The organism is Pseudomonas sp. 51_B (assembly GCF_017491595.1).
In the GTDB taxonomy this organism is placed as follows: domain Bacteria; phylum Pseudomonadota; class Gammaproteobacteria; order Pseudomonadales; family Pseudomonadaceae; genus Aquipseudomonas; species Aquipseudomonas promysalinigenes.
This window is the reverse complement of sequence record NZ_JAFGYW010000005.1, coordinates 66,011-92,626: the sequence shown is the minus strand read 5'-3', so window position 1 is coordinate 92,626 and position 26,616 is coordinate 66,011. Positions and strand designations below refer to the sequence as shown.

The following is a 26,616-nucleotide window of genomic DNA, read 5'->3' as shown; positions in this document are numbered from 1 at the left end:
GAGGCGTTATCGTTGAGTAGGGGAAGGCGCTGGCGGGCAGCGCCATGTTTTGCCGAGGGCGTCGATGTTTGATATAACGCCGGACCATTTCACAGGAGGGAACCTCATGAAACGCACCGTCATCGGCGCAATCCTTGTCGCCGTCACTGCGCTGTCGCTGAGCGGATGCTTTGACTCAGAAGACGAGCAGAAAGCTAAGGCGCAGCAGGAATCCAGTGACAAGCTCTGGGACATCCCTAAGCCAGATCGGAGCAAGGACAAGGGCTTCACGCCCTGATTTTTCTGCTGCCATCGACGCCGCCGATATAGGGCGGCGTTTTCGTTTGAGAGCTCGCTGGCAGCGCCGGAGGGTCAGGCGGTTGTGCGCGCGTTGAGCACGCGCTGGCGGGCTGTTTCGTACTCGCTGCTGACAATCTCCACCAGGCCTTCGACATCGCCGTCAGCGGCCTTGCTGCCCAGGTTTAGATACACAGTGTCGCCGTAGGTGAAGCACACCCCGCCGCTGAGCCAGATCCCGCCACGCTCCACGCCGATGGCCTCCCACATTTCGTCGCGGTCGATATCTTCCGGGCAATGAGCTTTCCAGAGGTCATCGAGGCGCTGATGCTCAGCCTTCTCGGCCGCGCGCACTTCTTTGTCCGTGCCCTTGGCATGCTTGGGCGCCCGGCGCAGCGAGCGGTAGCCGTACTCGTCTGGCCGGCACCAGTGCACGTCCAGGTCGCGGCTGGCGCTGAGCTTGATGCCGCCGACGTAGTTGCGGGAGCCGCTGTACATCGGCGATGCATCGGCGCCGAAGTGTTGGCCCAGCTTCTCGCGCTGGGCGTTCCAGGCGGCTTTCTTCTCGTCCCAGGCGCGTACTGCGGCCAGGACCTTTGGCGATTCGGTCTTGTAGAAGTAGCTCATGGCTTTCTCCATGCATGCGCCGCCATCCGTGGCCGGATGCGGCATGATTCGGTGGGATTCAGCCGTTGCCGAGCAGCAACAGGCCGGTGTCGTCGGGGTCGTCGCCCAACATCAAGGCTGGTGCGCGCAATTCGCGTCCGATCCTGAACCGCTCGAGGCTCTGCGCCACATATTCGGAAATCACGATTTCGTGGCGCGGAGCACTGAGGAAGTGGCGGGCCGCTTCAGGCCCTAATTCATGGATGCGGTGGATCAGCAGGGTCATGGCCTCGCCGTTTTCCTCGACCTGGGCCCACTGCATAATCTCAGCCAGGGCCTGGCGGGTGCCCGCACGCGTTTTCATACGCAGCTCTTCAACCCCGGCTTTGGCCTCTTTCTTTTTGCGCTTCTCGTCGCGCTCTTGCGGCGTCATCGCCATACGGCACCTCCTTCAATCCGCTGGGCGGTAGGTTGAACTGCTCACGCCGCCTGTGCAGCTGGAGCGACCGGGTGATTCTTCGTTTCATCAATTAATTCCATGTCGCAGTCGTGCCAGCCAGCGAGCCACCATGCGCTATCCGGTGTCATCTCGGAATGAGGTTGATGCGCTCGGCACCGTCCGGCGGATCGGGCTGTGCGTCCCTGATAGTAGGGGATTGGGTGTATCTGCTTAGGCTTGCGATGATTCATGGGCCCCTCCTGCCTTGCGGGATGGAAAGTCAATGCCGAATTTATTGATGAGCCGCGTAACAGTGGTGTGCCCCGTTTTTAAGGACTGGCATACCTTGTTTCGCGTCAGGCCTTCATCGCGGAGCGCCTTAATTTTCTCGGCCATTTCGGCATCGCGTTCTTCGTCGCCCGGCTTCGGCGTATGCTTTCCTGGCGTAGCAGGGACAAAGCTGAACCCGTTCCTCTTTGCCATATCCCACAACGAGCCTTGCGATATCCCAAGGACTTTCGACGCCTGACTGCAGGTCATGGTGGCCGCAAACTTGGCGACCATATCTGCCTTCGCTTTTGCCCTTTCCTGGCGATTTCCTTTCTGCACAGGATCAGGTCCACGACGGCGTTTTGGGGTTGGCTCGGGGTGTTTACGTTGCGGAAGTGGGCGGTAGGTGAAGCCCTCCAGTACCACAAGCTGACCTCCAGATGCGAAGAAGGCAGCCTTCGCTGCCTCCAGGTCAATTGATGGGTTCATGCTGCCTCCTTCATCCGCTCGCGCATCTCCTTTTCCAGGTCGCTGAGCTCTTCCAGAAACGCCTTGATCTCTGACTCCATCTCGCGGATGCGTTTGAAGTCGCGCTCAAAGCGGTGGCAAACGTACTGAAGCGGCTCGGGCAAGCGGTCGTCGTAGCTGACGAAGTCTGCCCAGGCCCTGCCGGTGCAGGCCATCTGCGCCAGCATTTGCCACTCGTACTGCGGGTCGTGTCGCTCAGACTGCATGGTGGCGATGTGGGTCGCAGTGTTTGGGCACTTGATCTCCAGCACGCCATCGTCGCCAACCAGGCCGTCCGGTGACGCACCAAAGCCAGCAATTGTCGGGTGCATGACCAGGCCGGTTTCGACCACCATCAGGCCTTTATCGGCCTCGTAGGCCATGCAAGCAAATGGCTCAAGCTCGACGCCGCGCTGCACGGCAGGCTTGTTGGACAAGTCAGGTCCGCTTTGCTGGCCGGTGAGGCGCTCGCACAGCAGCTCCATCATATAGTTCTTACGGGTCGCAGACGGCGCGCCTCCTCGGCCGCTCGCCATAACGTCCTTCACTCGACTGGCGGTCACGCACCCAAGGCGTGCCGCGAACCATTCAGCGCTACGCTGCTCCATCTAACACCTCCTCAGATTCGCCATCGATGGGTGCCGCTTCTGCCTTGATGGCGTCGGCGCGCTTGGTAACCTCAGCCTTGAAGCGAGCATGGCCGGTCGCATCCTTTGCCTGTTTCATGGCCGCAGTGCCCTGCTGGTAAACATCGGTCAGTGCTTCCAGGCTGCCGGCCTTCTGTGCCAGTGCGATCCAGTTGTTCACCATCTCGGGGTCGGTGGTTGCGGATCCGGCCACGCTGGCCAGGCCCTCACCGCCATCCGTGTTCAAGTGGTGAATGGCTTGCTCTAGGCGCTCAGTCTTCGGCCAGTACTTATAACCGCGCTTCACCACGGTCTTCTTAGCCATCTCGCCCGGGTCGGTGACCCACGGGCAGGATTTGTTCTTGCTGACCCAGGCCTTCCAGGCGCTCGATCTATCCCGGATGGCGTTCACATCCTCGATGCTCATGGTTTCGGTCAGGTAATCGCCGTCGGCGGTCTTGACCACCACGTAGACGCCGATCACCTCGCCGCGATCCTTGGCGAACGGGTTGTAGGAATGGGTCGGCGGCTTGTCGAAGCCGTTCAGGCTGAAAGCGTCGGCGGCGTACACCAGTTCGGCCTGGGCCCAACGTATGGCGCCGGTCGACATGGCCAGGTCCATCAAGCCGATATAGCTGATGTCCAAGCATATTCGGCCGTCTCGCGGGACCAGGTACGCCTGCTTCTTGGCCGGGTTCAAGCTAATGCCGATGGCGGCGATGTTGGTGATCGCATTGGCCACCGACTGCCGGTTCTGCATGGCCACCTTGGTGGCGTACTCGCTCGAGGTGATCACCTGGATGGCGAATTCGGCCTCGCGCTCGAAGTTCAGCGAGCGGTCAGTCAGCACATTTGCGAACTGGTTCCGCTGCGCGTAAATGTCCTGCGAGATGATGGCTACTGCTTGGCTCATGGCAACCTCAGTAGGAAATGGCGATGTTCGGGATCTTGCGCTGGGCGATCAGGGTGATTGCCTGCTTGGCGCATTCCTCGGTCATGCCGCCGGCGACGAAGGCCTCCAGGGCGGCGCGGTTGATGCTGGCGCGGTGCGCCTTGTCGCGCTCGCGGGCTTCTTGCTGTCGTAGGATCTCGGCAGCAGCTGCATCGGCGCGGCGGCGTTCTTCCTGGCGGGCCTGTTCGGCTGCCTCCTCTTGCCGGCGGGCTGCCGCCTGGCGCTCCTGCTCCATCCGCTGCTCGGCGGCAGCGCGATCGGCCTCGGCCTGAATGCGGGCGCGCTCTGCTTGCTCTGCCTGAAGCTTGAGCTGGAGGCGCTGGTTCTCGGCTTCGCGCTCCTGTGCAGCGGCCTGGTCAAGCAGTTCCTGCTCGCGGCGTGCCGCAGCTTCGCGCGCCGCCTGCTGTTCCTGGGCCACGCGCTGGCGCTCAGCCTCGACCGCGGCCTCTTGTGCCAGGCGGATGCGGTCTTGCTCGGCCCGCTCCTCTGCATCACGGCGCAGGCGGGCAAGTTCTGCCAGTTCCGCTTCGCGCTTTTGATGCTCCTCGAAAGAAGCTTTGAGCTTTGCCAGTGCCGTGGTTTTTGCGCGATGCGCCTCAGCTTCGAACTCTTCGAATGTCGCGTCGACGATGATCTTCTCTTCGAGTTCGCGGAAGAGAAGCTCGAACGGCTGTGGCTGGCCACCGATCAGGCCCAGGCCACAATCTTCAATATGGCGAATCATGGAGTTGTGCTTCTCGACCCTGGCATCTTCAGCAGCCTGCCAATCATTCAGCGGCTGACGAACGCGGTCGCGCAGGGCGTCCATTTCATTCACGAATTCGCGCAGCTCAGCTTCTACGACCTTTGGCATTTCCTTAAGGCGCTTCAGGTATTCGCGCCCTGGCTTTTCTACTGCCGTCTTGTGTCGGCTCACTTGGGCTGCCAAAGAGGCGATTCGCTCGCGACCCTTGCGAGTGGTCAAGTCTGGAACCTCACCCTCGGTCCCGGCCTTTGCGATTTCGATGAAGCGCTTGAGCCCACCAGCCACATAGATGACCGGAGCGTTCTCCTCGCTGATTTGGTCGATTTCGACCAGTTGCAGTTCTGCGGACATTAGTGCACCTCGCGCCAGGCCGGCGCCGTCAGTTGAAAGGGGAAATGCCAGGTCACCCAGGCACGGAGGTACGCTCCAGGCCCTGGCTGCGGTGGATGGTTGCGCGCTCTCGCCGCTTACGCTCCCGAAGGGGTACGGTTATCCCGAAGGGCCGCCGTGCTCGGCTACGTGATTCAGGAAGTGATGCTGCCAGCCAGAGCGCTGGCCAGCATGAAGGCGGTACAGGCGAATAGGGCAGAGAATGAGCCGCGCCAGATCACCAGGCGGCGGGCGCGCTGGTAGCGAGTCATGGGTCGTGCCTCCCTGCGCCATTGCACTTGTAGCAGGACGATGTTGAGCCGTGATACGGGCCCGAGAAGTGCTCAAATCCAGTGCCTTTGCAGACCCCGCACACAACCTTGTTGCGCTCGCGGTCGAGCTGCTTTCTCAAATCGCTCAACTCGCCTTCGCGGGGATCACCGGCCGGTGCATGAAAGGCCATCCCAACGTTCTCAGCCCAGCCAGCAACATCGTTTGCGATGGAGCGGATCTGCTCTTGCGTTGCTGTAACGCCGTGCTCTTCAAAGGCCTCGGCGAGCCCTTCGGCGTAGTAGTCAGTACGTGAGTAGCTCATGGCCTAGGCCTCACAGCGATCTGGCCCGATTTGAGCGCCGCTACGACCTCCGGCGGTAGCTTCTGCACCGGAAGCTCACGAGGAAGCCCCACGCCGATGATTGCCAGACTGCGCTCGATCTGCTCAAGCTGCTCGTCAATTAGGGATTTCACCGGTGCCGTGCTCATGCAACCTCCTTGCGCCCATCAACGATCTTGTTGAGGCGCCCGCAGTAGTGGTTGAACTCTTCGATGGTGATGCGCTGGTCCGCCAGCATTTCGGTGAGGAGCTTCTGCACCATGACGCTCCAGCTCAGATCCGTGCCGGGGTGCGCCATGGCGTCGAGCTCTTCGTCGATCAGCACATGAGGGCTCATAGCTGCGCCTCGTCTGCCTCGTACTGCAGGCCTTGGTCGGCGTACTGGTCGAGCATCGATTCTGCGATCTCGTACAGCTTGCCCCGGCAGTGGTTGCTCTGACCGACGACATCTTCGACCAAGCTTTTCACCGGCCCGCCTACCTGAGCCTGGAGCAGGAGCATGGCGAGGGCGGTTATATCGTCCTTCTCTGTCTCCTGAAGCGCCCGCAGATGCTCGGCTACCTTGGCCACGAACTGGTCTTGGCGCACACCTACCGGCCCGCCAAAGCGCTGCGGGATCAGAACATCACAGCCGCCGACAAGCTCCTCGGCCTTGCTCTCGATCCAGTTCTGCGCCGCTTCCTGATGCTCTGAGTCGTCTTCCGGCTCAGCATGGTCATACCGCCATTGTGCTGCTCGAAGTGCGCCCATGGCGTCCTCCTAGTGGTTGTGCGGCCGCATTGGTCAGGAGCCAGGCGCGGGTGACCAAACCCACCGTGAAAGGTGGCCTGGCGCCTGCCGATGCGGTCGTATGTGAAGGGAAGGGGATGCGGGATGCATCGGTGATGTGATTTGGTAGCCGGGCTCACTAGAGCGATCTCCATCCTCCGCGGATGGCGAGCTAAGCCTCAATGCCAGCTAAGTAGTTGGGCGGTGTCGACCCCGCCTTCCGTTCACATGGCATTTACGCAACCGCTGGCGCCATCGCGAATGGCCGCTTTAGGGTTAACACTGCTCTACCGACTACCAAATCACATCCCGATGCACCCTGCGATGGGGAGCAGGGCATCGGGCAGTTAACGGCAGGCTGGCGCGGCGCTAGTTGTCAGGTGTTGGCCTTGACTAAGGCCTCAGCCTCATCCAGGGTTTCCACAACGTCAATGAGCTCACCACGCCACCCTGTAACTCTGTAGTGCCCAGGCCCTGAGCCGTCTTCGTAGTCGGCGTCAGTGGCGCTTGGATCGTCCAAAACAAACTCCCAGCAGGGTCGCTTCATCGTCTTGCCCTCCCGGGCGGTTGATTTCCTATCTGGCCCTGTCGCCAAGGCCAGCCAGTGAAATCAGGATCGAATCATTTCTTCAGGGTCAAAGCCGAATTCACGGCAGAGCGCCGTAGCAACGCCGGACCCTACGCAAAATGTGTCACGCACCAAGGACCAGCGCGGCACACCGTATTTGCTTCGGTACTTGCTCGGCCCTTTGAGGTTTCGGATTGCCCGGCGGATAAGGTCGCGCTCATCAATTTCGCATCCGCTCAGCTTCATCACAGCCCGGCACCTCGACAGTCAGCAGCCGTCATGCGCTGACCGTCTTCAAGCTCAACCACGCAAACTCCGTTGCGATACCCGCGCTCGGTGTTGAGCCGGTTCGCCTCGCGAATGCAGGCGGCCAGATCGCTGTCGGCGAACAGTTCGCGTTCGCCTGCAAGGGTGATGCGAAGGACTTTGTTCATACCGTGTTCCTCCAGTGAATTCCCGAAACACCCGGTCGCCCAGGTGCTTCAGTGAATCTCGTGGTGTTTCTCCGCACCCGCTTACCAGGTCATTCACTCAGTTCGGTCAACACCTCGTCCGCCGTCGCAGTGGGCTGCGCGTGGGCAGGCTTTCGGGCCTGTCGGATCGCCGGTCGCCGGTAGAGGCAAGTGCGGTTTTGTTCATCGGTTTACTGACCTCCCACCGATGGAGCCGGGAGTGACCTAACCGGCTGTGCCGGGTAGTCGGGCATGGCGCTTGTTGTTAAAGAGCGGTCGGCTTGAGGGCCTGTCGAGGGGCTAAACCGTCTCGACAAATTAAAAGTAGCACTGCTGTTATTTGCGAGTCAACAGCAGTGCTGATATTTTTTTGAGAGACCACAAAAAAACCCGCTCAGAGCGGGTCTTTAGGTTTTGCGGCTATCGAATCAGCGGCCGTCGTCGTAGTAGAGATCGCAGAAAAGAGAGTTCCTCACTTGGAGAGTACGCTGCACGTCATACGCAGCAACCTTCAGTTCATATGGGCCAACCACAACGACAGGGTCTTCGGACTTGACTACTGGCAAGCCCTCCGCCTTGAGTCTGCCCAGGGTCGTAGTGTAATCATCACCAGGGCGACAAGGTATACGCACGGTCCATCCCTTCGACGGGGCCTTTCGCTCAAGCGCGGGAACGTCGGCCTGGCAGTGCTTACATTTGATTGCAGCGTGCTTGATCGGCTCGGCGCAGAAAGGGCAGGGCCTTGAGTCTTCCGCTTCCATCAGGCTCTGGATCTGTTCGCTGCTTAGCTTCTTCTTGCCACCGAAGATTGTCATGAGCAGGCCGGCTAACGCGATGAGAGCCCCGATGGTCAGGTAGTTTTGCTGCTGGGCAATGAGCCCGATGTTGTTCACCCTGCCGCCAATCCCTGTCGAAACGGACACGTCCATAGCCAATGCCCCGATCACGGCAATCAAGCCGACGATCATCGCAAAAATTCCGAAGCCCCGCATGGCATCCCTCCCAAGTAGATGAGGTGCCATCTTATCACTCTGGCCATCAGCCATCACGCAGGCATTTAAAGCCCGCGCTGCTATGCGGGCTAAGGGGGGGAAGATGGACGAGCCTTCACTGTGCAGGGTAGGGCATGAAAAAAGCGTGAAGGTGTGAAAGCCCGCCGAGGCGGGCTTGTCATGCCTCTGCCGTCATCAAAACTTGGCGCCTGACTGCTTGATGTAGGCCAGGAAGTCGATGACAGTTGTCGGGGGTTTTTTCAGAGAGCATACCGCAGGAATTTTGTATTTCGAAAGCGCTTTAGGCAGGCTTAGCTGTACAGCTTCATTTGAAACGAGAGGCAGGCTATTGATCTCCGCGGTTGCAATGATTATTAAATCATTTTCGCCAACACCGACTCCATAGCGATCACCTTCTATGCCAAGAAGCAATTTTAGCTTAGCGGCGCACTTCAGAATTGCAGTGCTGGGGTGCAGGACGCTCAGATTGGCATCTTTTAACCACTGGCCGCAGTCAGGAGATTTTGATGCTGTTTCCTCAAAAGCTACCAATGGCATCGTGATGATGCCCGATGATATTTGGGCGGCCACCCACTCCCACAATCTTGGGAAGTGTTTTTCTGGGTAATTGTCCCAGGCATAAATCATAGAAGAAGCATCAAACGCCCACATAGAATCCCTTAAGGCTATCTATATCCCTGATCTTAATTCCGTCCAGATAGCTACTGGCCTTGGCTAGGCTAATGTTCTTAGCGTTTAGCGAGTCCAGTACAACTCGCACAAACCTGTCACCAAAAATGTGCTTCGGTTCGCGATGCCTGTACATCCTGGTGCCGCCACCGTCCTGTTCTGGGATGCGCAACCCGGCTCTATAGCGTCGATAGTCTTCGTATTCGCTGGTACGCAAAAGTCCCTCGTCCAGAAGACGGCGAACGATTACCTCGCCACTCACACCCCATGCTTTTCTTTGCGGCTCCAGCCAATAGTCGTATTCATCAGCAGACTCAGGCTTGTCTTGCATTCTGATTTTAGTTAGAAACTCATCTGGAACCAAAATCAAGCCGGCAAATTCATTGGCCTCTCGTTCTTGTCCGCTCGAATGATGCAGGTCACAATCGTCATCGATTGAGCTGATCTTGTGAATAAGTACATGACTTAGCTCATGCATGAGCGTAAATGTTTGCAAGGTCTCAAAATATTGTTTTTTTACAAATATCAATGGACATTCAGCGTCGTATAAAGAAAATCCAAGAACGGGATTATCTTTAGCTATCTGCCATTGCCCGTGATAGCCATTGCTCCGAAAAACTAAGATGCCTTTCGACTCAACAGCTGCTCGATATTGGTCAAATGTGCATTGGTTTTTCAGCCCAAGCCAGTTCCGCACCAGAGTTGAGGCCTGCTTGAGGTTGCTTGGGAGAGCAGGGGGGGTGTATTTCGGGGCGTACTCGCTATCAGCATCTTCGAGCAAATCTAGATAGATATCGCGTTGCCGCTCAGCTCGCTCTATTAGACGGCGAAGTTTGTTACCCATTTCAGGCTTCTGATTAGCAATGCTGCGAAAGGCAGGTGTATGCACAGCATCAGGATTAGCATCGCCTTCCTCCATGAAGAAAAGGACTCCGCGCCCAAAGTAATCAGCGACCCGCTTAAGCTGGGCATACGTAAGACCCCTCTCTCCAGCAGACGCTTTTGAGAGGGTTGCCTCTGCCACGCCCGTTTCGGCGGCCAGCTCATGTAGCGTTATGCCGCTGTCCTCGCAGCACCACGCGATACGTCCATGATTGAATTCGATGCGGTCCATCTACCCACCAACCTGTTCAGGTGCCATGCTTTTCAGTCTATCGGACAGCTTGTAGCTATCATAATTTAGCCGACGGCTGTCATCCGTCATTGATTCTGAGATGCTCCATGCGAATCTTTGGTCACTCTGGAAGCCGGCTCCTTGGCCAGGCATGCCTACAGACAGCGCTCAATCCTTCGCACCTTCACCTCATCCCCATACCCGACCAACCGATCCTCGTCAGCCTGCAGCACCTGGTAGATACTGATCACCCACTGGCTACAGGTCGCCACCTCGCCAAATCACCTTGCCGATGATTCTGTGCTCATTCCCATCGCTGCGCAGATGCGACCGATCGGGATACTCGCCTTTGTCGTCGTTGTCACTACGAAGAACCCACTGACCAAGAGGCCCCTGTATAAGTCGCTTGACGATAGCGCCATCGGTGCCCGCCAGAACGAAAATCTGGCCGTCCACTGGGTCTATCCGGGACCGATCAACCAACAACACGTCGCGGTCGTTGATCGTTGGCCACATGCTTTGCCCTTCGGCGTAAATCACAGCAAGACTTTCCGGTTTAGCGCCTTTGGCCTTCAGCCAGTCGCGCTTAAACGCCAGCGTTGAGTGAACCTCAACGTGGGGATTCTCACTGCCCAGGCCTGCTGCTGCTTTGGCGTCATATTGCGGGACGAACGCATAGCGCTCATCCTCAGACTGGGGAACGTCAGCAGATGCAGGCAGCGGCGAATTGGCGGCCTGGGCCTCGTAGTCTGGAAGCTGCCCCGGCGACGCTCTTCTAATGCCAGCGGCCAGGGTAGGGCTAACCTCGGCGGGCTCAAAATCCAATGCCTCGGAAAGCTTGACGAGGGCCTCAAGGTTCAGAGCTACCTTACCGGTCATGTACTGACTAACAGTGCTTTGCGGGGACTTCCACTCGCACCGCTCCCCGACTTCGGTCTGAGTCAGGGCTGGCTTGGTCGGATCCTCTCTGGACTCCTTGGCGCGCTTTTTGTAAATGTCGTGCAGCCGCTTAGCATCGGCAAGCTGCTCGGCAGACAAAGGGGTTCTGATCGGTTTCTTCATGCGCGTGATTTAGTAGCACCGCTGATTCTTAAGCAAACAGCACTGCTACTCTTTGTCCTTGAATATTGTAAAACAGCAGTGCTAATATCCGATCAAACCCCTATGAGGCAGACCAGATGAACACTGTTTCCCTTGAGGAATACCTGGCCGGGCATGGAACCCAGAGCGACCTCGCCAAGGCTCTGGGGATTCAGCAAAGCGCCGTCTCCCAAATGTTCCGCGCCAAGCGAGACATCCGAATCACGATGCATGACGACGGGCACATCGAGGCGAATGAGATTCGCCCAATACCTGCTCGCAAGTCGGCTGCGTAACCATTTTTCAATCACAAGGAAATCCCTGAATGCACCTGGACCCCGCGAACAAACGCAGCGAAGTAATCAAGTTGCGCTGGAAGCCTGAGGACATCAGGAAGCTGCGCATGGAGGCCCGAATGGCCGGCATGCAGCTGGCGACCTACGTACATGAGCTGGCCAACCTTGGTCGTCGACTGGGCGCTGCTGATCTGCTCCGAGAAATGAACGGCGCTGGTGAGCAGGATAAAACGGCCTGAAGCCCCTATGGAGGGCCTATGCCTGAAACCACCTTCGAATTGCTGCCAATCGAGGTGAAGGCTGAGGTTCGACAGCTGGCTGCCGACCTTGGCTGGAGCCTGGACAGATCGACGGAGGAGTACTTGGAAATGAGTCGCTCACTCGCGGTCCAGGAGCAATTGAGACAAATGCGACACAAGGCCCCGGTATTGGGGCTGGTAGGGCACAAAAAGGGCCTCAATGTTCCCTGATTGTGAAAAGACAGAGGCCCTCTTTCGGGCTTCTTACGGGCACAAAAAAGCCGGGATTGCGGCCCGGCTCTCTGCAACACATAACTGAGACCAATTATATGCATACGCAGAACCTGAGTCTACATCCCAACAACAGGCCCGCGCCACAAAATGCGAACCACGATTCTGTGGCGCGCATGTCGTCGCGGGAGATTGCCGAGGTCACTCAAAAACGCCACGACAATGTGTGGCGGACAATCGAATCCCTTCACGCCAAAGGCCTGATCGGACTCCCTCAATTTGAGGAAGTCCCTAATCCGGGCCCAGGCCCCCTTTGCATCAAGCAGTACCTGATCGGCAAGCGCGACAGCTTCGTTGTCGTGGCCCAGCTTTCGCCGGAATTCACCGCCGCACTGGTGGACCGCTGGCAGCAGCTGGAAGCGCAGGTAGCGAAGCCGATGCCCGCCGACCTAAGCAAGCTGGAAATCCTCCAGATGGCCCTGGAGTCGGAGAAAGCCCGCGTCCTGCTCACCGTCCAGGTCGAGGCCCAGGCCAAGAAGATCGACAGCCTGGAGAACCTGTTCAAGGAAGGCATGAGCCACGTTCAGTTCTGCAAGGGCCTCAATGGGGTCAACGTGATGCAGGTCGGCCATTTCCTTGAGCGCCGCAACTGGCTCTACAACGAGAGCAAGTCCGGCACCCGGTACCGCGTGGCCGCCTACGCCCGCGACAAGTACATGACCGAGCACCAGCAGGAGATCACCCCGCACGGGAAAGAGGCGTTCATCAGCTACACGCCGGTCCTCCTGCGAAAGGGCGCCGTCCGCCTGTACGAGCTGTACCTGGCCGGCGAGCTGCCCATGAAGAAGAACTGGGACGGCCTGCACACCCACGACAAGGCAGTGCGGGGTGCAGCATGAGCATCATCCCGCAACAAACAACCGTCTACCTGGCCCCGACTGCTGGTCGCCGCTTCCTGACCAAGGCAGCCGCGATCAACAAGGAAGCCCGCGCGATCATCCAGAAGCACTTCCCGGACGAAGGCCGTAACCACAGCTGCGACGAGTCCTGCGGCTGGTGCCACGACCCGGGCTGGAGCCTTGAAGACGACCAGCCGGAGCGCTTCAAGCGCTACTACAGGATGCTGACTGCTGCGTTGAAGAATCGCATGGCCAAGGAGCGCGACAAATGAGCGTCCAATCCATGATGTGGGCACTGGGCAGGCAAGAGGTCGAGCCGCTGGAAAAGTTCGTGCTGCTCTGCATTTGCGACAACGCGCAGGAGCCATTCTCCAGCGTCAGTGTCGCCTCTATAGCGCGCTACACCAACATTCCAGAGGGCCAGGTTGAGCGCCTCATTGAACGCCTTGAGGACCGGAGGCTGATCGAGGCTGCAGGGAGAGATCGCTTTATCCTAGCCTTCGAAGGTGACGCTCCCGCCAAACCATCCTACCGGAAGAAGGTGATCAGCCCGAGGGTTCGGCTTTCTGTGTTTGAGCGCGACGGGTACGCCTGCCTGCGATGCGGTAGCAGGTCCGATCTGCGTGCCGATCACGTCGTTCCAGAGGCGCGGGGCGGCGAAGCTACAGAAGAAAACCTGCAAACCTTGTGCGCCCCCTGCAACAGCTGGAAGAGCATGAAAACCGTAGATTTTCGTGGCCAAGGGAGGCGCACAGCATGAGCATCATCCGCGCGCCTCGCCCAGAGGCCAATTTCTACATGCTAAACAAGTCGATCAGCGAGGACGGGCGCCTGAGCTGGGCTGCCCGTGGCCTGCTGGTCTTCCTGCTCGGCAAGCCTGACCACTGGGCTGTGTCCGTCACCCACCTGCGCAACGAGACGGCCAAGTCCTCGAAACCGACCGGGCGCGATGGTGTGTACGGCCTGCTGCAGGAGCTGATCGCCGCCGGCTACGTCGAACGCCGCCAGGACCGTGGCGAGTCCGGTTTGCTGGGCGAAACCCACTACGTCGTGTCTGAAACACCGCTTCCGGCTTTGCCGTATCCGGTTGAACCGCTTCCGGCTCAGCCGTATCCGGCAAATCCGACACTAGTAAGTATTGATGGTGAGCAAGGACTGAAAAAGCGAGCAAGGACTGAAAAACCTTCGCCAGCGAAGGTCGCGGGTTTTGATCCGCTCAAATCCTGCCCGGCAAACGTCACCCCGGATACCTGGGCGCAGTGGTGCCAGCACCGCCGCGAGATCAAGAAGCCGCTCACCAAGACCTCCTGCGAACAACAGGCAGCCAAGCTGGCTAACCACCCCGCACCTGACGCCGTGATCAACCAGTCCATCAGTAACGGCTGGACTGGCCTGTTCCCGGAGAAGGTGCTGCCAGGTGCCCAGCAGGGCCAGCGCCGCAACGGCCCCGACTTCAACGACACCACATGGGCTGATGACCTGGGGGCCTTATGAGTGCACAACCAAAACTGCGCAGCGTGACGCAGATCATGGCCACGGCCCGCAACCTGCCAGCCGAGGCGCAGGCCCCGGCCAAGCAGCTCGACCCGGGCACCACCGAAGTGGTCAACGCCCTGTTCAAGGAGCTGCAGGCCATCTTCCCAGCGTGGAAGCAGGCCTGGCCGGATGACGAGGCGCTGAAGGCTGCCAAGCGCAGCTGGATCAAGTCATTCGTCGCCGCGGGCATCAACACGCTCGAGCAGATCCGCTTCGGCATCCAGAAGTGCCGGGTTCTGGGTACCGACTTCGCCCCGAGCAGCGGCAAGTTCATCAAGCTGTGTCAGCCGACGCCGGAAGAGATGGGTATTCCGCCGCTTGCGCGGGCCCTGGCAGAGGCGCTGGAGAACTTCCACCCCAGCAGGGCAGGGTCACGCGTTTGGACGCACGCAGCGGTGCGCCACGCGGCCCTGCAGTGCGAGGCGCAGAACCTGGGTTCGATGGAGGTGGAGCGGGCTGAGAAGGTTTTCGCCCGGGCCTACGACATCACGATCCGCATGCTGGTCGCCGGCGAGCCACTGGGCGACATCGCCGCGGGCATCGGTCATGACAGCCAGAAGGGCGCCGCGCAGTTGGCCGACGAGTATGCCGCCCAGAAGCAGGTGCGCCTGCTAGAGATCCAGCAGATCCCAACCAGCGTCGCCGCCTGCCGTGCACACCTGCTGGCCAAGTTGAACATCAAGCGCGCCGGGCAGCCGGCCGGGGAGGGGGTGTGATGGGTCCATTACATAACGACCTTGAGCGTCATTTAAAGCGCGCCACCGCCATTGGTATCGCATGTCTGGTCTTTATCGCGGTATCTGCCTTCCTTGCCCGGAGATACCTATGAAGCGCGTATGGACCGTAATCGTAGGCCCCAAGGCCTTCCAGATGGTGCTGATGGAGCAGAGCCTTGACCGTGCAGATGCGCTGCGTGAGGCGCAGTTGGTCTGGCCTGAGTGTGAGGTGAGGGGATGACCATCGACAAGCAGAAGCTGAAGGCGCTGGCAGAGGCTGCCAACGCGATAACGACTGACGTGAAAATCACCATGGCTATTGGCGCCGACCCTGTTGAGGTCAAAGCCGTTCAGGATTATCTCCAGGTGGCCATGCCTAAGACCATCCTGGCCCTGCTCGCGGAGATCGAGCGGCTGGAGGCCAAGGTACGGCTGGCAGGTGTAGCGGCTGAGGTGACCGTGCATCAGGAAGTAGGCAGGGCGGTTACCCGGGAGCTTGTTCTGGCCTACGAGCGTGACCAGCTCAAGGCCGAGAACGAGGCGCTGCGCAAGGATGCCGAGCGGTATCGCTGGCTGCGCGAGCCTTGGCAGGACCAGCGCCAGGTGAGGGCTTGGACCTCGCTTGAGGTGATGGATGAAAACATCGACTCGGCCATGGCCAAGGAGGCGAGCCATGGCTGATCTCAATTCGATGTCTCAGGCGGCACGCTCCGCTGCAATGCGCGGCGGCATGGATGGCTGGGGCCAGGTCGGCGGACTGCCGGGCCAGATTCGGTACCACGAGCCTGTCGACGCGAAGTCGCGCCGCCGCTGCGGCTGTGGCTGCCGCCGGCGCGCCACTCACCGCGGCATGGCCAATGGCGTATGCCTGACTATGGGTTGCGACCTGTCGATGCGCCGCTGGGTGAAGGAGGCGAACCGTGACTGAGAAGATTAGCGTCAACAGCCAGGCCAAGCTCTCCAAGGCCGTGACCATGCTCACCCGCCTGTTCCGCGACAAGAAGTTCGTCGTGGTCAGCATGCGCCCAGGCAAGGACCGCACCCTTGACCAGAACGCCCTGTGGTTCGCCATGTACGACCGAATCGCCAAGAGCACCGAGATGGGCGACATCGAAGACGTGCGCCGGTACTGCAAGCTGCACTTCGGCGTGCCGATCATGCGCGCCGGCTGCGAGGAGTTCCGCACCGGCTGGGCCGAGTCGTTCATCCACCTGCCGTATGAGGTGAAGCTGCGCCTGATGGGGCCGTGCGCGATGTTCGGGCCGGATGGCTTCCCGGTGACCCGCCTGTTCGACCGGGCCCAGGGCTGCCAGTACACCGACCGCATCGTTGCCGAGTTCGCGCCGCAGGGCGTGGTGTTCGGCGACCTGCTGAACGAGGAGGCGGCATGACACTGGCCAAAGAAATCAAACCGAAGAAGTGCAAGGCTCCAGGTTGCGGCAAGCCCTTCAAGCCAACCATGACCACCCAAAAGGTGTGCAGCATCGCCTGCGCCAAGACCATGGCCAAAGACCCGAAGCTCCAGAAGATCGCGGCCAAGGCCATCACCAAGCAAAAGCGCGAGGACCTGCTGGCGCGCCGGGAGAAGCTGAAGACCCGACGAGAGCACATGGCCGAAGCGCAGTCGGCGTTCAATGCGTACATCCGCGAGCGTGACGCTGGCCTGCCGTGCATCAGCTGCGACTCGCTGCCGAGCGACCACGACCTCATTACCGGCAGCCGCTGGGATGCCGGCCATTACCGGTCAGTAGGAGCCTGCCCGGAGCTGCGCTTCGAGCCGCTGAACGTCCACCGCCAGTGCGTGAAGTGCAACCGGAACCTGTCGGGTAACGCGGTCGAGTACCGCATTCGTCTGGTGAAGCGCATCGGCGCCGACCATGTTGATTGGCTCGAAGGGCCTCATCAGCCCAAGCGCCTGACCATCGAAGACCTGCAGGCCATTAAGGCCCAGTACCGCCAAAAACTCCGCGATCTCAAGAGGGCAGCAGCATGACACCAGCATGGGCATTTCTGATTTTGGCGGCGCTGATCGTGGTGTCGGCCGGCGCGCTGTCCTGGGCCGGCGCGGTGCGCCGCAAGCGTTACTACGAAGAATTTATCTTGAGTAAGGCCAAGCAGGCAGGGGGCAAGCAATGAAGTATCAGAGCGTTTTGGCGGCAGTAGTGCGTGCCCTCGCGGCAGAAGCCATGAGCGGGGTGGGCGGCGGCGACTTCGAGCCGAAGGTCCAGGCCTCGAAGCTGAAGGGGGAGATCTCCGGGAAGGATGCGGCGATGCTGGTGGACTGCTGGGTGCACGCACGGCTGCACAGCAAGTTGATACCGCGGCACTGGAATGCCCTGACTGCCAGGTTCTCGACCCACAAGGCCAAGAAGGTGGAGGCGATCGGCAAGCTTGTGCCGCTTATCGCTACCCAGGCGCCCAACCTGTTCCGGTACAAGGCTGTCACCGCCTGGGCCATACCGCCGGTCAAAGGCGTGCCGGCGCAGTCGGGGCGTGAGGTGGCCAGCAGAGCGGCACGAGAGCGCGCACAGTTCGATTCGCTGCACGCTGGCGTGGTGCAGCACCTGGCTGGTGGCGAGATGCCCGAGGATGACGGCCAGGCACGCCGCGAGCAGTACGTGAAGCGCTCAACCGACATGATCGTACTGCCGGCCGAGTTCTACGACATCAACACATGGGACAACCAAGGCCTGAACCGGACCACTTACTGGCGATGGAAGAAGGCCATCGAGAAGGTGCTGGACGAGATGGTTCTAGAGGCGCTAGCGGCATCTGCCAAGATTCTGAAGGACGAAGGCATTTTGATGGCAGAAGCAGCTTGACAACCGTGCAACCGTGCAACATTATTCCCTCATCCTGTCATTCCTGCGTGTGTTGAGGATTGACGAACAGAACCCGGCCATAGTGCCGGGTTTTTTGTTTTCTAGATTGAGACTTCGTGGTCGCAGCTTGATATGGTTTCAACCTCATAACAGCTGAGCTAAGGAAGTCCTTTGAAGCGCGATTTGGAACATGTGGCCGGTCTCTTGGGGATGGTCGAAGAGACGGCTGACAAGAAGGGCATCATCAAGACGAGTCTGATCAAAAACTACTGCGATCAGGCCGGGTTAACCTGGAAAGATGCCGATCAGATGGACTACACCATCGAGCTGTGTATCCAAGAAGGGTTGCTCTCATTGGTGCGCATCGGTCACAACATGGATGTCGGTGTTCAACTGACGTGGAAGGGGCATAACTTCCTCGCGAAGTAGGCTACTCATTTTCGAAGCCCTGCTAATGCAGGGCTTTTTGATGCGTAAAAGAGGGCCTCAATAGGGCTTTTGGTCGATTAATCGGTTGCGGTACTGCTCCGAGGCAGCTCTTCGTCATGGGTTGGGCCCAAATCGTCGTGCTGCATTTTAGTCAGACTGAAAGCATCCCAGCCCATGCTAATCAGTCGTTCAGCGCTTCCGCTGAGCCACCAAAAATCCTCATGGTTGCCGTCTAGATCGACTGTCGCGATTTTGGGCGAGATGGCGGAATAGTCTTGAACCAAGCCAGCAGGAATACCCAGTTGATCCAGACCCATGTCGGCGCGATGGACCAAGAATCGGGTTGCATTCGGTTCGTTGACTTTGCGAATCATCAGTTTGGTTGCGTTCTTGCTCACGATCTTCAGCTCTACTTTTAGTTTCAAGGATTCCAAGGCGCGTTCAAGCTGCTCCATCTTGGAAGTGTGGAGGAAGTCTACTAGGCGGTCCCCGGTTGTCTGCGACACGCCCAGCGATCGGCACAGATCGGCCTTCCTCATCCCGCGCGCCTGCATCTCGTTCCATAGGGCAATCTTTGCGACTGTCACTGCTGGCAAGTGAATTGATACCTCACCATCTTTGGCCGGGGTTGCGGCCGGAATGGTACGACGTTGATCGACGTAGATCGACAGCGCCGACTCAATAGCATCGACAGCCTCGCTGATGGCGTGCTGGCGGTCATCTCCAAAGCTGTTCAGTTCCGGCAGGTCACGGCAGAAAACGGCAACGCCTGGCGCGGTGCCGTCCTCTTCGAAGCGGATTGCATAGTCGTACATGGTCACTCCTCAGGGTGATGCGTTCAGCGCTCATAGGCGAAGGGGGCTCTTAGAGCCCCAGTTGCTTGATGATCGCCTTGCGGGTCGGTTCTGGCATTTCCTTAGCGCCGTGGTCCGCGAAGACAGTCTGTTTGCCGTTTGGGGCCGTGATCTTGAAGTGGCTTCCTTTCGCCGCTTCGAAGGTCACCCCGTGGGCCTTCAACCATCGTCTGAACTCGCTGAACTTCATCACCTCGTCTCTGTTGTTTGGATGACTCCAGTATACAACAAATATGTGGTAATACAACATTTATGTGGTGTATCTCTCTAGAGATTCGCCGGGAGATTCTGGATGGACCCGACCGACCTCGGCCCAGGCACGGCAATAAAATTGGCGCTGAGTATCATCATCCACAAGGCTTGCCTCAGCCTCCGCCAGGTGTCTAAATGCCATTACGGTTGACAATGGAGGCTACATGACTGTCGGAATGATTCAGGGATTTGCAGCTTCTGATTGGATTAACGCTCGTGAAACTGCTCGCAGCCTTCTTATTCAGCGTGTAAGAAAGCCTGACCCTTTCATTTTTTATTCGGATTTGGTCACGCAGTTACCTCTCGCAATTGAGGCGAGTGATCCACGCCTGAGCGTGCTTCTTGACGAAATATCCTCCTCCGAGCATGAGCTTGGGCGGGGTTTTTTGACCGTTCTAGTGGTTCGGAAGGGGCGAACGAGAATTCCAGGGCCAGGCTTTTTCGAAATGGCCCGTAAGCATGGCTTCGAATTCCTCGATGACGAGCTGTTCTTCTTGCAGGAGTATCGGCGTTTAATCGAGTACTGGCGAGGCCAGCCCTAGCGATATTCTTATAAGCCCCTTCACTAAGGGGCTTTTTCATGCCTGGAGTAGAGCATGGAGTTATTTCACCGTCTGCTCGACAAGCTGGACTGGGCAATTGCGGGGCTATTGGGGGCCTTGGTAGCCACCCGTTGGCACAAGGACGACCTGACCGACCGAAAGGCCTGGATCCTGTTTCTGCTCACCGGCATGGCCTGCGCTCACTACCTGACGGGAATGGTCAGCGCCTACTTCGGTATCGTCGAGCCTCGCAGCGTTGCGGGGGTAGGGTTCCTGCTGGGCACATTCGGCGGCTCACTCATTGCTGCCGTCACCCGCGCCATCAAGGCCGCTGATCTCTGGTCTGTCATCAGGTCCAAGTTCGGAGGGCCTAACGGATGATTCTCGAATACGTCAACGCGCTGGCTGCCGGTGTGATCGCCCTATGGGCATCCTGGGCAGTGCTGAGCGGGAAAGTGCGGGATGGGGTAATCGGCAAGATCCTGTACTCGATCATCGCCCTGAGCGGCTACGCCATCCTGGCCAGGTCTGACCGCATGTTCTTCACCCCGAACACCGCTGGCGTGACGATGCACGTCGCTCTGGCCCTGGCTGGGCTGCGGCACATGTTCGTCATCACCTACTGGCCCCGCATGAAACGCTGGATCTGCCGGCGACTGGATTGCGATATGTGCAAGCGGTCGAACTGATCCGCGCCACAAAACCGACATGCGCCGTTTCGTGGCGCGAATACCTGAGGATCCACCATGGACAACCAGCACAAGAAGATCACCGGCTACCGCGACCTCACCCAGAGCGAGATCGACGGCATGAACTCGATCAAGGCCCTTGAGGCCGACGCTGGTGTGCTGTTCAAGCAGATAGGCCAGATCGAAGGCGTCGACCCGCGTCTACTGGCCCTGGCCAAGACTAACCTGCAGCAGGGCTTCATGTGGTTTGTGCGCTCGATAGCCAAGCCAGCTGACCCCTTCGTCTGACATTCCGCGGGGAGGCCTGCATGAGCAACGTGACCCGACTCCGGCAGGTCCTGCCGCTTCCTGCTGACGTGGTAGCCGCGACCAATGAGCTGGATGCTGCGGTGATCAAGGCTATCGATGAGGCCAAGAGCGCTGGCCTCCCTCAGGGCCTGCTTGCCGCTATTCTTCACGCCCACGCCCATGCTGAGACCCACAAGATGGTGTCCTCGTGAAGGTCTTGGAGTTCCAGCGTGAGGGATGGCGCGACACGGTAAGGGCGCTACGCAAGATCGCTGACGACCTTGAGCAGGGAAGCATCGACCCATGCGCCATTGGGGCGGTCGCCCTTCGCTCCCCGACGGGGAAGGTGACGGCTTTCGGTATCGGCCCGGCCGCAGATGACCTGCAGGCTCTGGCGCTGTTCAGGCTGGCGGAGCAGCAGCTGATTGATGTTTTGCTCGATTGCGGTGAAGGGTAGGTGTGCCGCAGGAGAGTGCGGCACGGGCAAGTTAAAGAGCGGCAGGCCGATTGATCATATCAATGACAGCCACGATATCGAAGGCGGTGCGACTTTCATGGCTGTTGCCTTGGAAGTTGACCGTTCCGGTGGTGGTGAAAACGTTCATGATCAGCCCACATGCAAACTTGAATTGATGCTGAGTAGCAGTTGGATGACCCTCCTTAACGTCCGGGTGCTTTTGTCTCACGACATTAATAAGGAAATTCAGGTCATTACATTTGATAGCCATTTAAACCACTCATTGGTTGGATTGAATGTAGACCAACGAGCGCTCAGACGCTCAAGCCCTCCTTGGCCGACGTGCTCTGTATGGTGGCTCAAGGACACTATTTCAAGAGCAGGTGGGTAGGAATGTCTAGGCCCATACCTTCCAGTGACCTTCTCGAATCACCATTCCTGACACTGAAGCCCGCTCCCGAGCTGTGGGAGTGGATACAGCGCGAGATCTTGGCCGAGACCGGCAGCATCCATAACCCAGATCACGCTCACCTGATCGACGCCAGCATCCGCGTGCTCTGGGCATCCTCATCATTCAACAAGAAAGGTCGCAGCGTGCTTGGCCAGGCCGAGCAGCTGATGATTCGCGCCGGTGGGTGGCAGAAGGCACGCCAAGAACAGCAGATGCGGGACTGGTTTGGCGAAGAGCCGGAGTTCCTCATCACCCTGGCCGGCGACTACTGCGCCCAGTGCAGTGAGGCTGAGTTCTGCACCCTGGTCGAGCACGAGCTGTACCACATCGGACACAAGCTCAATAAGTACGGCGCCCCCGCGTTCGGTGATGACGGTATGCCCAAGCTTGAGATGCGCGGTCACGACGTTGAGGAGTTCACCGGCGTGGTTCGCCGCTACGGTGCAAGCCACGACGTGCAGCAGCTCATCGACGCTGCAAGCAGGCCGCCCGAGGTGGCCAAAATCAACATTGCGAGGGCCTGTGGAACCTGCCTGCTGAAGTCGGCCTGAATCCTGACAGGTCCTGACGGACGACATTCACATGGCAGCACTACGAAGCGAGGTCAAAGCCTTCATTGTTCAGGCTCTGGCCTGCTTCGATACACCGTCGCAGGTGGTGGAGGCCGTCAAGAAGGAATTCGGCATCGAGCTGAGCCGCCAAACGTGCGAAGGGCATGACCCGACCAAGTACGCAGGGCGTGGCCTTGCTCAGAAGTGGATCGATCTGTTCAACGACACCCGCAAGCGTTTCCGCGAGGAGACAGCTGAGATCCCGATCGCCAACCGTGCGTTTCGCCTTCGCGGCCTCGGGCGTATGGCCGAGAAGGCCGAGAACATGCGCAACCTGGCGCTTACCGCCCAGCTGTACGAGCAAGCCGCCAAGGAATGCGGCGACATGTACGTCAACCGCAAGATCGAACCCGACAAGCCCCTGGGCTCCCAGGCGGACCAGCAGCACGCCGTTGCTGAGTACACGCTGGAGCCAGACGAGAATGTCCCGACTACCCCGCACCTATGACCCGCCGGTGAAGCTGACGCCAAAGCAGGCGAACATCTACGTCTGGGGCTTTCAGCCTGAGGCGCGCTTTCGTGATGCGGTGTGCGGGCGGCGATTCGGCAAGACGTTCCTCGGCAAGGCAGAGATGCGCCGAGCGGCTCGGTTGGCTGCGGAGTGGGGCGTAAGCGTTGAAGACGAGATCTGGTATGGCGCGCCGACGTTCAAGCAGGCCAAGCGGGTCTTCTGGCGCCGGCTGAAGCAAGCCATCCCTGAAGCGTGGCGCGCGGCCAGGCCGAATGAGACCGAATGCTCGATTACCCTCAAGTCCGGCCACATCATGCGTGTGGTCGGCCTGGATAACTACGATAACCTGCGGGGGTCGGGCCTGTTCTTCGTCTTGGTTGACGAATGGGCGGACTGCCCGTGGGCAGCCTGGGAAGAGGTGCTCAGGCCAATGCTCTCCACCTGCCAGTACACGATCCCCCAGACCGGGGAGTCGAGAAAGGGCGGGCATGCGCTGCGGATCGGCACGCCGAAGGGCTTCAACCATTGCTACGACACCTACCGCGATGGGCAGCCAGGCGGTGAACCTGATCACAAGAGCTGGCAGTACACCTCGCTGCAGGGCGGTAACGTCCCGGCCGATGAATTGGACGCCGCCCGGCGCAAGATGGACCCGCGCACGTTCCGCCAGGAATACGAGGCCGGGTTCGAGAACTACGCCGGGGTTGTGTACTACACCTTCGACCGAGCCGAGTGCCGCACCAGCGAGCGCGTCAAGCCGGGCGAGGCCGTGCACATCGGCATGGACTTCAACGTCATGAAGATGGCCGCGGTCGTGTACGTGGTCCGGGATGGCCTGCCGCTAGCGCTGGATGAGTTCCACTCGGTGCGGGATACGCCCGAGATGATCGAGAAGATCAAGGTTCGCTTCTCCGGCCACAGCGTCTCCGTGTACCCCGACGCCAGCGGCCAGAACACCAGCAGCAAGAACGCCAGTGAATCGGACCTTTCCCTACTCAAGAAGGCCGGCTTCACCGTGGTCGTCGACTCACAGAACCCCGGCGTGAAGGATCGCATCAACGCGGTCAACGCCATGTTCCTCAACACCTACGGTGAGCGGCGCCTGAAGGTCAACATCGACCAATGCCCGCAGCTCACTCAGTGCCTGGAGCGGCAGACCTACACCGATAAGGGTGAGCCGGACAAGGACCCCAAGAAGGGGCACGACCACATGAACGACGCCGCGGGCTATTTCATCGCCAAGCGGTTCCCGATCAAGACTCAGTCCGCCGGCACCCGCCGCATCGGAGGTTTGGCGTAATGCCTGTTCAATCCACCAACCCAGACTACGACGCTCACATCGAAGAGTGGCGGATGATGGACGACGCTCTGGAAGGCGAGGGCGCCATCAAGCGCAACCCGCGGAACCTGCCCAAGCCTAGCGGCATGGTCGAGGCCGAGAAGCTGGACGACCAGGGTAATGCCTACCTCTACCGTAACTACACTGACCGGGCCCAGTACGAGCACTGGGTACGGGATTCGCTGCGCTCGATGATGGGGCTGGTCTCCCGGTTGATTCCTGAGGTGAAGCTGCCCGCCGGTCTGAAGGGACTGGAGGACAACGCCACGGCCGATGGCTTCGGCCTGACCCAGCTGTTCCTGCGGATCGTTCGCCAGGCCATTTCCCACGGCCGGGTGCCGCTGGTGGTCAACATCGATGACGCCGGCCAGCCGTACTTCGCCACCTACGCGGTACGCAACGCCATCAACTGGGACACCGCCGACCAAGGTGGTCGCCAGGACCTGGTGCTGTCCGTTTTCCGCGAGTTCCGGCGTAAGGAGCAGGACCGCTACAGCCACGAATGCGAGACGGTCTACCGCGAGTTCTACATGGACGGCGCGGTCTGCCGCACAGGTGTGCGCAACGAGGCCGGCGAGCTCATCGAAGACGACCGCCCGCTGGGCTCCGTCGACGGCAGCAACAACCTGGTGCGCGGCCTGGGCTACATCCCGGTGATCTACTGCGGCTCCACCGACAACTCTCCAGACGTGGATGAGATCCCATTGCTGACCATGGCCCGGGCCGCGCTGAAGTCGTACCAGCTCAGTGCCGACTACTTCACCGCGCTGCACCAGACCAGCCATCCCCAGCCGTGGGTGTCCGGCCTGGACGAGAGCGTAGAGCTCAGCGTTACCGGCCCATCAGCGGCTTGGGACCTTGGGCCCAAAGGATCGTGCGGCTACCTCGAGTTTCAGGGAGCCGGCATCCAGGCCGTCCGCACAGCGATGGAAGACCAGAAGAACGCAGCCCTTGAGGCTGGCGCCAAGGTCATGGACGTGTCCGGCACTGAGTCGGGTGAGGCCCGCAAGACTCGCCAGAACGATCAGCACGCCACGTTGCACAGCATCGTCATCACCGCAGCTGCCGCCATCGAGCAGGCCCTGCGCTACGCGGCGGAATGGACTGGCTACAACCCAGACGAGGTCGTCTTCACGGTCAAGCCCGAGTTCGTGATCCCAGAGGTTAACGCCCAGGTCCTGGCCGAGCTGCAGAAGAGTGTCATGGCCGGCACCATTAGTGCCGAGACATACTGGCAGTACCTCACCACCGGAAAGCTTCCCGAGCGCCCCTACGACGAAGAGGCCGAACTGATCGGCGACGAGCACGGCGCGGGCGGCGTCAACCTGGACAAAGACGATGGCGATGAAACCGGAGCAAACGGCGGACGAGAAGCTGCTGGAGCAGGTGAGCCGCCACTCGGTGCTGCTTGAGCGACTGAAGGCCGGCGAGGTCAAGAAGTTCGAGAGCTACCTCCGCCGCGCTGACGCCCACGTTCGCGACCAGCTCACCCGCAAGGAGCTGACCACCTACGGCCGGAGCCGGCTTGAGGAGTTTCTGGGGCGGGTGGGCGGCAAGCTGCTGGAGATCTACAAGGCCTTCAGCGACCGGATGCAATCTGATCTCGTGGACATCGCGCAGTATGAGGCCGCATTCGAGGGGCGCAGCCTGGCGAAGGCGCTGCTGATCGACGCGGTGACGCCGTCGGATTCCCTGCTCCGGGCGGCTATCACCACGCAGCCCTTGCAGGTTGCCGGGCTGGATGGCGGCAAGCTGCTCAAGCCCTTCCTGAGCGGATGGACCCGAACCGAAGCGGACAGGGTCACCAACGCCATCCGGATGGGTGTTGTACAGGGCCAGACCAACGCCGAGATCACCCAGGCCGTGCGCGGCACCGCTGCGCAGAACTTCACGGATGGCGTGCTGGCGGTCACGAACCGCAGCGCCCGGGCAGTCGTCCAGACCGCAGTCCAGCATGTGGCCACCACCGCGCGCATGGAAACGCTCAAGGCAAATGCTGATGTGGTGCCTGGCTATCGGATCGTAGCCACCCTGGACCGGAAGACCAGCGTGCAGTGCAGGAGCCTGGATGGCAGGGAGTACGAGATGGGCAAGGGGCCTGTGCCGCCGTTCCACATCCACTGCCGGACGACCATCACGCCCATCACCAAGCTGTCAGCGGCATTCGCGAAGGGCGCCACACGCGCATCTGTGGGCGCATCTGGCGGCGCGCAAGTCTCGGCCAGCCTCAACTACTACCAGTGGCTGAAGACTCAGCCCGGCGCGTTTCAAGACGCTGCGCTTGGGCCAGTGCGCGCCAAGCTGTTCCGGGATGGCGGGCTCACGGCTGAGCGGTTCGCCGCGCTGCAACTGGACAAGAACTTCAAGCCACTGACGCTCGACCAGCTCAAGGAGCTGGAGCCGTTGGCGTTCGAGCGGGCAGGAATTTAGCCAGAGGCGACCTTCCC

General features: G+C 59.8%; 46 protein-coding genes. 28 read left to right on the top strand and 18 right to left on the bottom strand.

Annotated elements, in window-relative coordinates:
* Nucleotides 1-106: 106 nt before the first annotated feature.
* Complete coding sequence (locus J5M56_RS08455; protein WP_168199530.1) at nt 107-277, top strand: hypothetical protein; 171 nt, start codon at nt 107-109, stop codon at nt 275-277.
* A gap of 74 nt (nt 278-351) precedes the next feature.
* On the opposite strand, the gene J5M56_RS08450 is transcribed toward J5M56_RS08455, so the two are convergent.
* The 15 genes from J5M56_RS08450 to J5M56_RS08380 form a co-directional block, all read right to left on the bottom strand.
* Nucleotides 352-903 (bottom strand): hypothetical protein, encoded by a 552-nt coding sequence (locus J5M56_RS08450; RefSeq protein WP_230375094.1) that lies wholly within the window; start codon nt 901-903, stop codon nt 352-354.
* 58 nt (nt 904-961) lie between these two features.
* Nucleotides 962-1,321, bottom strand: a complete 360-nt coding sequence (locus J5M56_RS08445) for a hypothetical protein (protein WP_207936450.1) — start codon at nt 1,319-1,321, stop codon at nt 962-964.
* A gap of 231 nt (nt 1,322-1,552) precedes the next feature.
* A complete protein-coding gene (locus tag J5M56_RS08440) occupies nt 1,553-2,080 on the bottom strand; it encodes a hypothetical protein (RefSeq protein WP_207936448.1) in 528 nt (175 codons plus the stop codon).
* Nucleotides 2,077-2,706 (bottom strand): lambda exonuclease family protein, encoded by a 630-nt coding sequence (locus J5M56_RS08435; RefSeq protein WP_207936446.1) that lies wholly within the window; start codon nt 2,704-2,706, stop codon nt 2,077-2,079. The genes J5M56_RS08440 and J5M56_RS08435 overlap by 4 nt, the downstream gene beginning before the upstream one ends.
* A complete protein-coding gene (locus tag J5M56_RS08430) occupies nt 2,693-3,637 on the bottom strand; it encodes a RecT family recombinase (RefSeq protein ID WP_207936443.1) in 945 nt (314 codons plus the stop codon). The genes J5M56_RS08435 and J5M56_RS08430 overlap by 14 nt, the downstream gene beginning before the upstream one ends.
* Nucleotides 3,638-3,644: 7 nt before the next feature.
* Nucleotides 3,645-4,772: a hypothetical protein gene (locus tag J5M56_RS08425; protein WP_207936442.1), complete on the bottom strand. Its 1,128-nt coding sequence runs from the start codon at nt 4,770-4,772 to the stop codon at nt 3,645-3,647.
* 286 nt (nt 4,773-5,058) lie between these two features.
* A complete protein-coding gene (locus J5M56_RS08420) occupies nt 5,059-5,385 on the bottom strand; it encodes a hypothetical protein (protein ID WP_207936441.1) in 327 nt (108 codons plus the stop codon).
* Nucleotides 5,382-5,552 carry a hypothetical protein gene (locus J5M56_RS08415; RefSeq protein WP_207936439.1) on the bottom strand — a complete coding sequence of 57 codons (171 nt, stop codon included), beginning with the start codon at nt 5,550-5,552 and terminating at the stop codon, nt 5,382-5,384. Before J5M56_RS08415 ends, J5M56_RS08420 begins: the two co-directional genes overlap by 4 nt.
* A complete protein-coding gene (locus J5M56_RS08410; protein ID WP_164524746.1) occupies nt 5,549-5,740 on the bottom strand; it encodes a hypothetical protein in 192 nt (63 codons plus the stop codon). The genes J5M56_RS08415 and J5M56_RS08410 overlap by 4 nt, the downstream gene beginning before the upstream one ends.
* On the bottom strand, nt 5,737-6,153 hold the full coding sequence (locus J5M56_RS08405) for a hypothetical protein (protein WP_207936437.1): 417 nt from the start codon (nt 6,151-6,153) through the stop codon (nt 5,737-5,739). The genes J5M56_RS08410 and J5M56_RS08405 overlap by 4 nt, the downstream gene beginning before the upstream one ends.
* Nucleotides 6,154-6,984: 831 nt before the next feature.
* Nucleotides 6,985-7,173 (bottom strand): hypothetical protein, encoded by a 189-nt coding sequence (locus J5M56_RS08400; RefSeq protein ID WP_207936435.1) that lies wholly within the window; start codon nt 7,171-7,173, stop codon nt 6,985-6,987.
* 446 nt (nt 7,174-7,619) lie between these two features.
* The gene (locus J5M56_RS08395) at nt 7,620-8,183 is read right to left on the bottom strand and encodes a hypothetical protein (protein WP_207936433.1); all 564 of its coding nucleotides are present in this window, start codon (nt 8,181-8,183) and stop codon (nt 7,620-7,622) included.
* A gap of 195 nt (nt 8,184-8,378) precedes the next feature.
* On the bottom strand, nt 8,379-8,855 hold the full coding sequence (locus tag J5M56_RS08390; protein WP_207936431.1) for a DUF4411 family protein: 477 nt from the start codon (nt 8,853-8,855) through the stop codon (nt 8,379-8,381).
* The gene (locus tag J5M56_RS08385) at nt 8,842-9,987 is read right to left on the bottom strand and encodes an ImmA/IrrE family metallo-endopeptidase (RefSeq protein WP_207936429.1); all 1,146 of its coding nucleotides are present in this window, start codon (nt 9,985-9,987) and stop codon (nt 8,842-8,844) included. The genes J5M56_RS08390 and J5M56_RS08385 overlap by 14 nt, the downstream gene beginning before the upstream one ends.
* Nucleotides 9,988-10,245: 258 nt before the next feature.
* Nucleotides 10,246-11,049 (bottom strand): LexA family transcriptional regulator, encoded by an 804-nt coding sequence (locus tag J5M56_RS08380; protein ID WP_207936427.1) that lies wholly within the window; start codon nt 11,047-11,049, stop codon nt 10,246-10,248.
* Nucleotides 11,050-11,165: 116 nt separating this feature from the next.
* Between J5M56_RS08380 and J5M56_RS08375 the strand changes: the two genes are divergently transcribed.
* The 16 genes from J5M56_RS08375 (at nt 11,166) to J5M56_RS08305 (ending at nt 18,235) form a co-directional block, all read left to right on the top strand.
* Nucleotides 11,166-11,363 (top strand): Cro/CI family transcriptional regulator, encoded by a 198-nt coding sequence (locus J5M56_RS08375; RefSeq protein WP_027916433.1) that lies wholly within the window; start codon nt 11,166-11,168, stop codon nt 11,361-11,363.
* A gap of 29 nt (nt 11,364-11,392) precedes the next feature.
* Entirely contained in the window at nt 11,393-11,602 is a 210-nt protein-coding gene (locus J5M56_RS08370; protein WP_207936426.1) for a hypothetical protein, read from the top strand.
* Between the two features lie 18 nt (nt 11,603-11,620).
* The gene (locus J5M56_RS08365) at nt 11,621-11,833 is read left to right on the top strand and encodes a hypothetical protein (RefSeq protein WP_207936425.1); all 213 of its coding nucleotides are present in this window, start codon (nt 11,621-11,623) and stop codon (nt 11,831-11,833) included.
* Between the two features lie 98 nt (nt 11,834-11,931).
* Complete coding sequence (locus tag J5M56_RS08360) at nt 11,932-12,732, top strand: Rha family transcriptional regulator (protein WP_207936423.1); 801 nt, start codon at nt 11,932-11,934, stop codon at nt 12,730-12,732.
* Nucleotides 12,729-13,004 (top strand): hypothetical protein, encoded by a 276-nt coding sequence (locus tag J5M56_RS08355; RefSeq protein ID WP_207936421.1) that lies wholly within the window; start codon nt 12,729-12,731, stop codon nt 13,002-13,004. The genes J5M56_RS08360 and J5M56_RS08355 overlap by 4 nt, the downstream gene beginning before the upstream one ends.
* The gene (locus tag J5M56_RS08350) at nt 13,001-13,492 is read left to right on the top strand and encodes an HNH endonuclease (protein ID WP_207936419.1); all 492 of its coding nucleotides are present in this window, start codon (nt 13,001-13,003) and stop codon (nt 13,490-13,492) included. The genes J5M56_RS08355 and J5M56_RS08350 overlap by 4 nt, the downstream gene beginning before the upstream one ends.
* On the top strand, nt 13,489-14,226 hold the full coding sequence (locus tag J5M56_RS08345; protein WP_207936417.1) for a hypothetical protein: 738 nt from the start codon (nt 13,489-13,491) through the stop codon (nt 14,224-14,226). The genes J5M56_RS08350 and J5M56_RS08345 overlap by 4 nt, the downstream gene beginning before the upstream one ends.
* Nucleotides 14,223-14,984: a replication protein P gene (locus J5M56_RS08340; protein ID WP_207936415.1), complete on the top strand. Its 762-nt coding sequence runs from the start codon at nt 14,223-14,225 to the stop codon at nt 14,982-14,984. The genes J5M56_RS08345 and J5M56_RS08340 overlap by 4 nt, the downstream gene beginning before the upstream one ends.
* A 109-nt stretch (nt 14,985-15,093) precedes the next feature.
* The gene (locus J5M56_RS27050) at nt 15,094-15,225 is read left to right on the top strand and encodes a hypothetical protein (protein ID WP_279381808.1); all 132 of its coding nucleotides are present in this window, start codon (nt 15,094-15,096) and stop codon (nt 15,223-15,225) included.
* The gene (locus J5M56_RS08335) at nt 15,222-15,665 is read left to right on the top strand and encodes a hypothetical protein (RefSeq protein WP_207936413.1); all 444 of its coding nucleotides are present in this window, start codon (nt 15,222-15,224) and stop codon (nt 15,663-15,665) included. Before J5M56_RS27050 ends, J5M56_RS08335 begins: the two co-directional genes overlap by 4 nt.
* Nucleotides 15,658-15,912, top strand: a complete 255-nt coding sequence (locus J5M56_RS08330) for a hypothetical protein (RefSeq protein ID WP_207936411.1) — start codon at nt 15,658-15,660, stop codon at nt 15,910-15,912. Before J5M56_RS08335 ends, J5M56_RS08330 begins: the two co-directional genes overlap by 8 nt.
* On the top strand, nt 15,905-16,375 hold the full coding sequence (locus J5M56_RS08325; protein WP_207936409.1) for a hypothetical protein: 471 nt from the start codon (nt 15,905-15,907) through the stop codon (nt 16,373-16,375). The genes J5M56_RS08330 and J5M56_RS08325 overlap by 8 nt, the downstream gene beginning before the upstream one ends.
* Nucleotides 16,372-16,977, top strand: coding sequence for a recombination protein NinG (locus J5M56_RS08320; protein WP_207936407.1), 606 nt, complete (start codon nt 16,372-16,374; stop codon nt 16,975-16,977). The genes J5M56_RS08325 and J5M56_RS08320 overlap by 4 nt, the downstream gene beginning before the upstream one ends.
* Nucleotides 16,974-17,120, top strand: a complete 147-nt coding sequence (locus J5M56_RS08315) for a hypothetical protein (protein WP_207936405.1) — start codon at nt 16,974-16,976, stop codon at nt 17,118-17,120. The genes J5M56_RS08320 and J5M56_RS08315 overlap by 4 nt, the downstream gene beginning before the upstream one ends.
* The gene (locus J5M56_RS08310; protein ID WP_207936403.1) at nt 17,117-17,806 is read left to right on the top strand and encodes a hypothetical protein; all 690 of its coding nucleotides are present in this window, start codon (nt 17,117-17,119) and stop codon (nt 17,804-17,806) included. Before J5M56_RS08315 ends, J5M56_RS08310 begins: the two co-directional genes overlap by 4 nt.
* Nucleotides 17,807-17,977: 171 nt before the next feature.
* Nucleotides 17,978-18,235 (top strand): DUF2513 domain-containing protein, encoded by a 258-nt coding sequence (locus J5M56_RS08305; RefSeq protein ID WP_207936401.1) that lies wholly within the window; start codon nt 17,978-17,980, stop codon nt 18,233-18,235.
* A 77-nt stretch (nt 18,236-18,312) separates the two neighbouring features.
* Here J5M56_RS08305 and J5M56_RS27235 read toward each other — a convergent pair whose 3' ends face one another.
* Both J5M56_RS27235 and J5M56_RS08295 read right to left on the bottom strand, forming a co-directional pair.
* Nucleotides 18,313-19,050 (bottom strand): hypothetical protein, encoded by a 738-nt coding sequence (locus tag J5M56_RS27235; protein WP_347709421.1) that lies wholly within the window; start codon nt 19,048-19,050, stop codon nt 18,313-18,315.
* A gap of 49 nt (nt 19,051-19,099) precedes the next feature.
* Complete coding sequence (locus J5M56_RS08295) at nt 19,100-19,279, bottom strand: type II toxin-antitoxin system HicA family toxin (RefSeq protein ID WP_060507189.1); 180 nt, start codon at nt 19,277-19,279, stop codon at nt 19,100-19,102.
* Nucleotides 19,280-19,505: 226 nt separating this feature from the next.
* Between J5M56_RS08295 and J5M56_RS08290 the strand changes: the two genes are divergently transcribed.
* From J5M56_RS08290 to J5M56_RS08265, 6 genes are read left to right on the top strand one after another with little or no spacing between them, the layout of a single operon-like run.
* Nucleotides 19,506-19,883 carry a hypothetical protein gene (locus J5M56_RS08290; protein WP_207936399.1) on the top strand — a complete coding sequence of 126 codons (378 nt, stop codon included), beginning with the start codon at nt 19,506-19,508 and terminating at the stop codon, nt 19,881-19,883.
* A gap of 54 nt (nt 19,884-19,937) precedes the next feature.
* A complete protein-coding gene (locus tag J5M56_RS08285) occupies nt 19,938-20,264 on the top strand; it encodes an MFS transporter (RefSeq protein WP_207936397.1) in 327 nt (108 codons plus the stop codon).
* Nucleotides 20,261-20,572: a hypothetical protein gene (locus tag J5M56_RS08280; RefSeq protein WP_207936396.1), complete on the top strand. Its 312-nt coding sequence runs from the start codon at nt 20,261-20,263 to the stop codon at nt 20,570-20,572. Before J5M56_RS08285 ends, J5M56_RS08280 begins: the two co-directional genes overlap by 4 nt.
* A 57-nt stretch (nt 20,573-20,629) precedes the next feature.
* A complete protein-coding gene (locus J5M56_RS08275) occupies nt 20,630-20,860 on the top strand; it encodes a hypothetical protein (protein ID WP_207936395.1) in 231 nt (76 codons plus the stop codon).
* Nucleotides 20,861-20,880: 20 nt separating this feature from the next.
* Nucleotides 20,881-21,072 (top strand): hypothetical protein, encoded by a 192-nt coding sequence (locus J5M56_RS08270; RefSeq protein ID WP_207936394.1) that lies wholly within the window; start codon nt 20,881-20,883, stop codon nt 21,070-21,072.
* Nucleotides 21,069-21,317: a hypothetical protein gene (locus J5M56_RS08265; protein WP_207936393.1), complete on the top strand. Its 249-nt coding sequence runs from the start codon at nt 21,069-21,071 to the stop codon at nt 21,315-21,317. The genes J5M56_RS08270 and J5M56_RS08265 overlap by 4 nt, the downstream gene beginning before the upstream one ends.
* A gap of 31 nt (nt 21,318-21,348) precedes the next feature.
* Here J5M56_RS08265 and J5M56_RS08260 read toward each other — a convergent pair whose 3' ends face one another.
* Nucleotides 21,349-21,588 carry a hypothetical protein gene (locus J5M56_RS08260; RefSeq protein ID WP_207936392.1) on the bottom strand — a complete coding sequence of 80 codons (240 nt, stop codon included), beginning with the start codon at nt 21,586-21,588 and terminating at the stop codon, nt 21,349-21,351.
* Nucleotides 21,589-21,710: 122 nt separating this feature from the next.
* Between J5M56_RS08260 and J5M56_RS08255 the strand changes: the two genes are divergently transcribed.
* Genes J5M56_RS08255 through J5M56_RS08235 form a run of 5 tightly spaced genes read left to right on the top strand, consistent with a single transcriptional unit; the run spans nt 21,711 to nt 26,599 of the window.
* Entirely contained in the window at nt 21,711-22,319 is a 609-nt protein-coding gene (locus J5M56_RS08255; RefSeq protein ID WP_207936391.1) for a putative metallopeptidase, read from the top strand.
* A gap of 31 nt (nt 22,320-22,350) precedes the next feature.
* Nucleotides 22,351-22,827 (top strand): DUF2280 domain-containing protein, encoded by a 477-nt coding sequence (locus J5M56_RS08250; RefSeq protein ID WP_207936389.1) that lies wholly within the window; start codon nt 22,351-22,353, stop codon nt 22,825-22,827.
* On the top strand, nt 22,802-24,130 hold the full coding sequence (locus tag J5M56_RS08245) for a terminase (RefSeq protein WP_207936387.1): 1,329 nt from the start codon (nt 22,802-22,804) through the stop codon (nt 24,128-24,130). The genes J5M56_RS08250 and J5M56_RS08245 overlap by 26 nt, the downstream gene beginning before the upstream one ends.
* Nucleotides 24,130-25,581 carry a DUF4055 domain-containing protein gene (locus J5M56_RS08240; protein ID WP_207936386.1) on the top strand — a complete coding sequence of 484 codons (1,452 nt, stop codon included), beginning with the start codon at nt 24,130-24,132 and terminating at the stop codon, nt 25,579-25,581. The genes J5M56_RS08245 and J5M56_RS08240 overlap by 1 nt, the downstream gene beginning before the upstream one ends.
* Nucleotides 25,508-26,599 (top strand): minor capsid protein, encoded by a 1,092-nt coding sequence (locus J5M56_RS08235; RefSeq protein WP_207936385.1) that lies wholly within the window; start codon nt 25,508-25,510, stop codon nt 26,597-26,599. The genes J5M56_RS08240 and J5M56_RS08235 overlap by 74 nt, the downstream gene beginning before the upstream one ends.
* Nucleotides 26,600-26,616 lie beyond the last annotated feature (17 nt).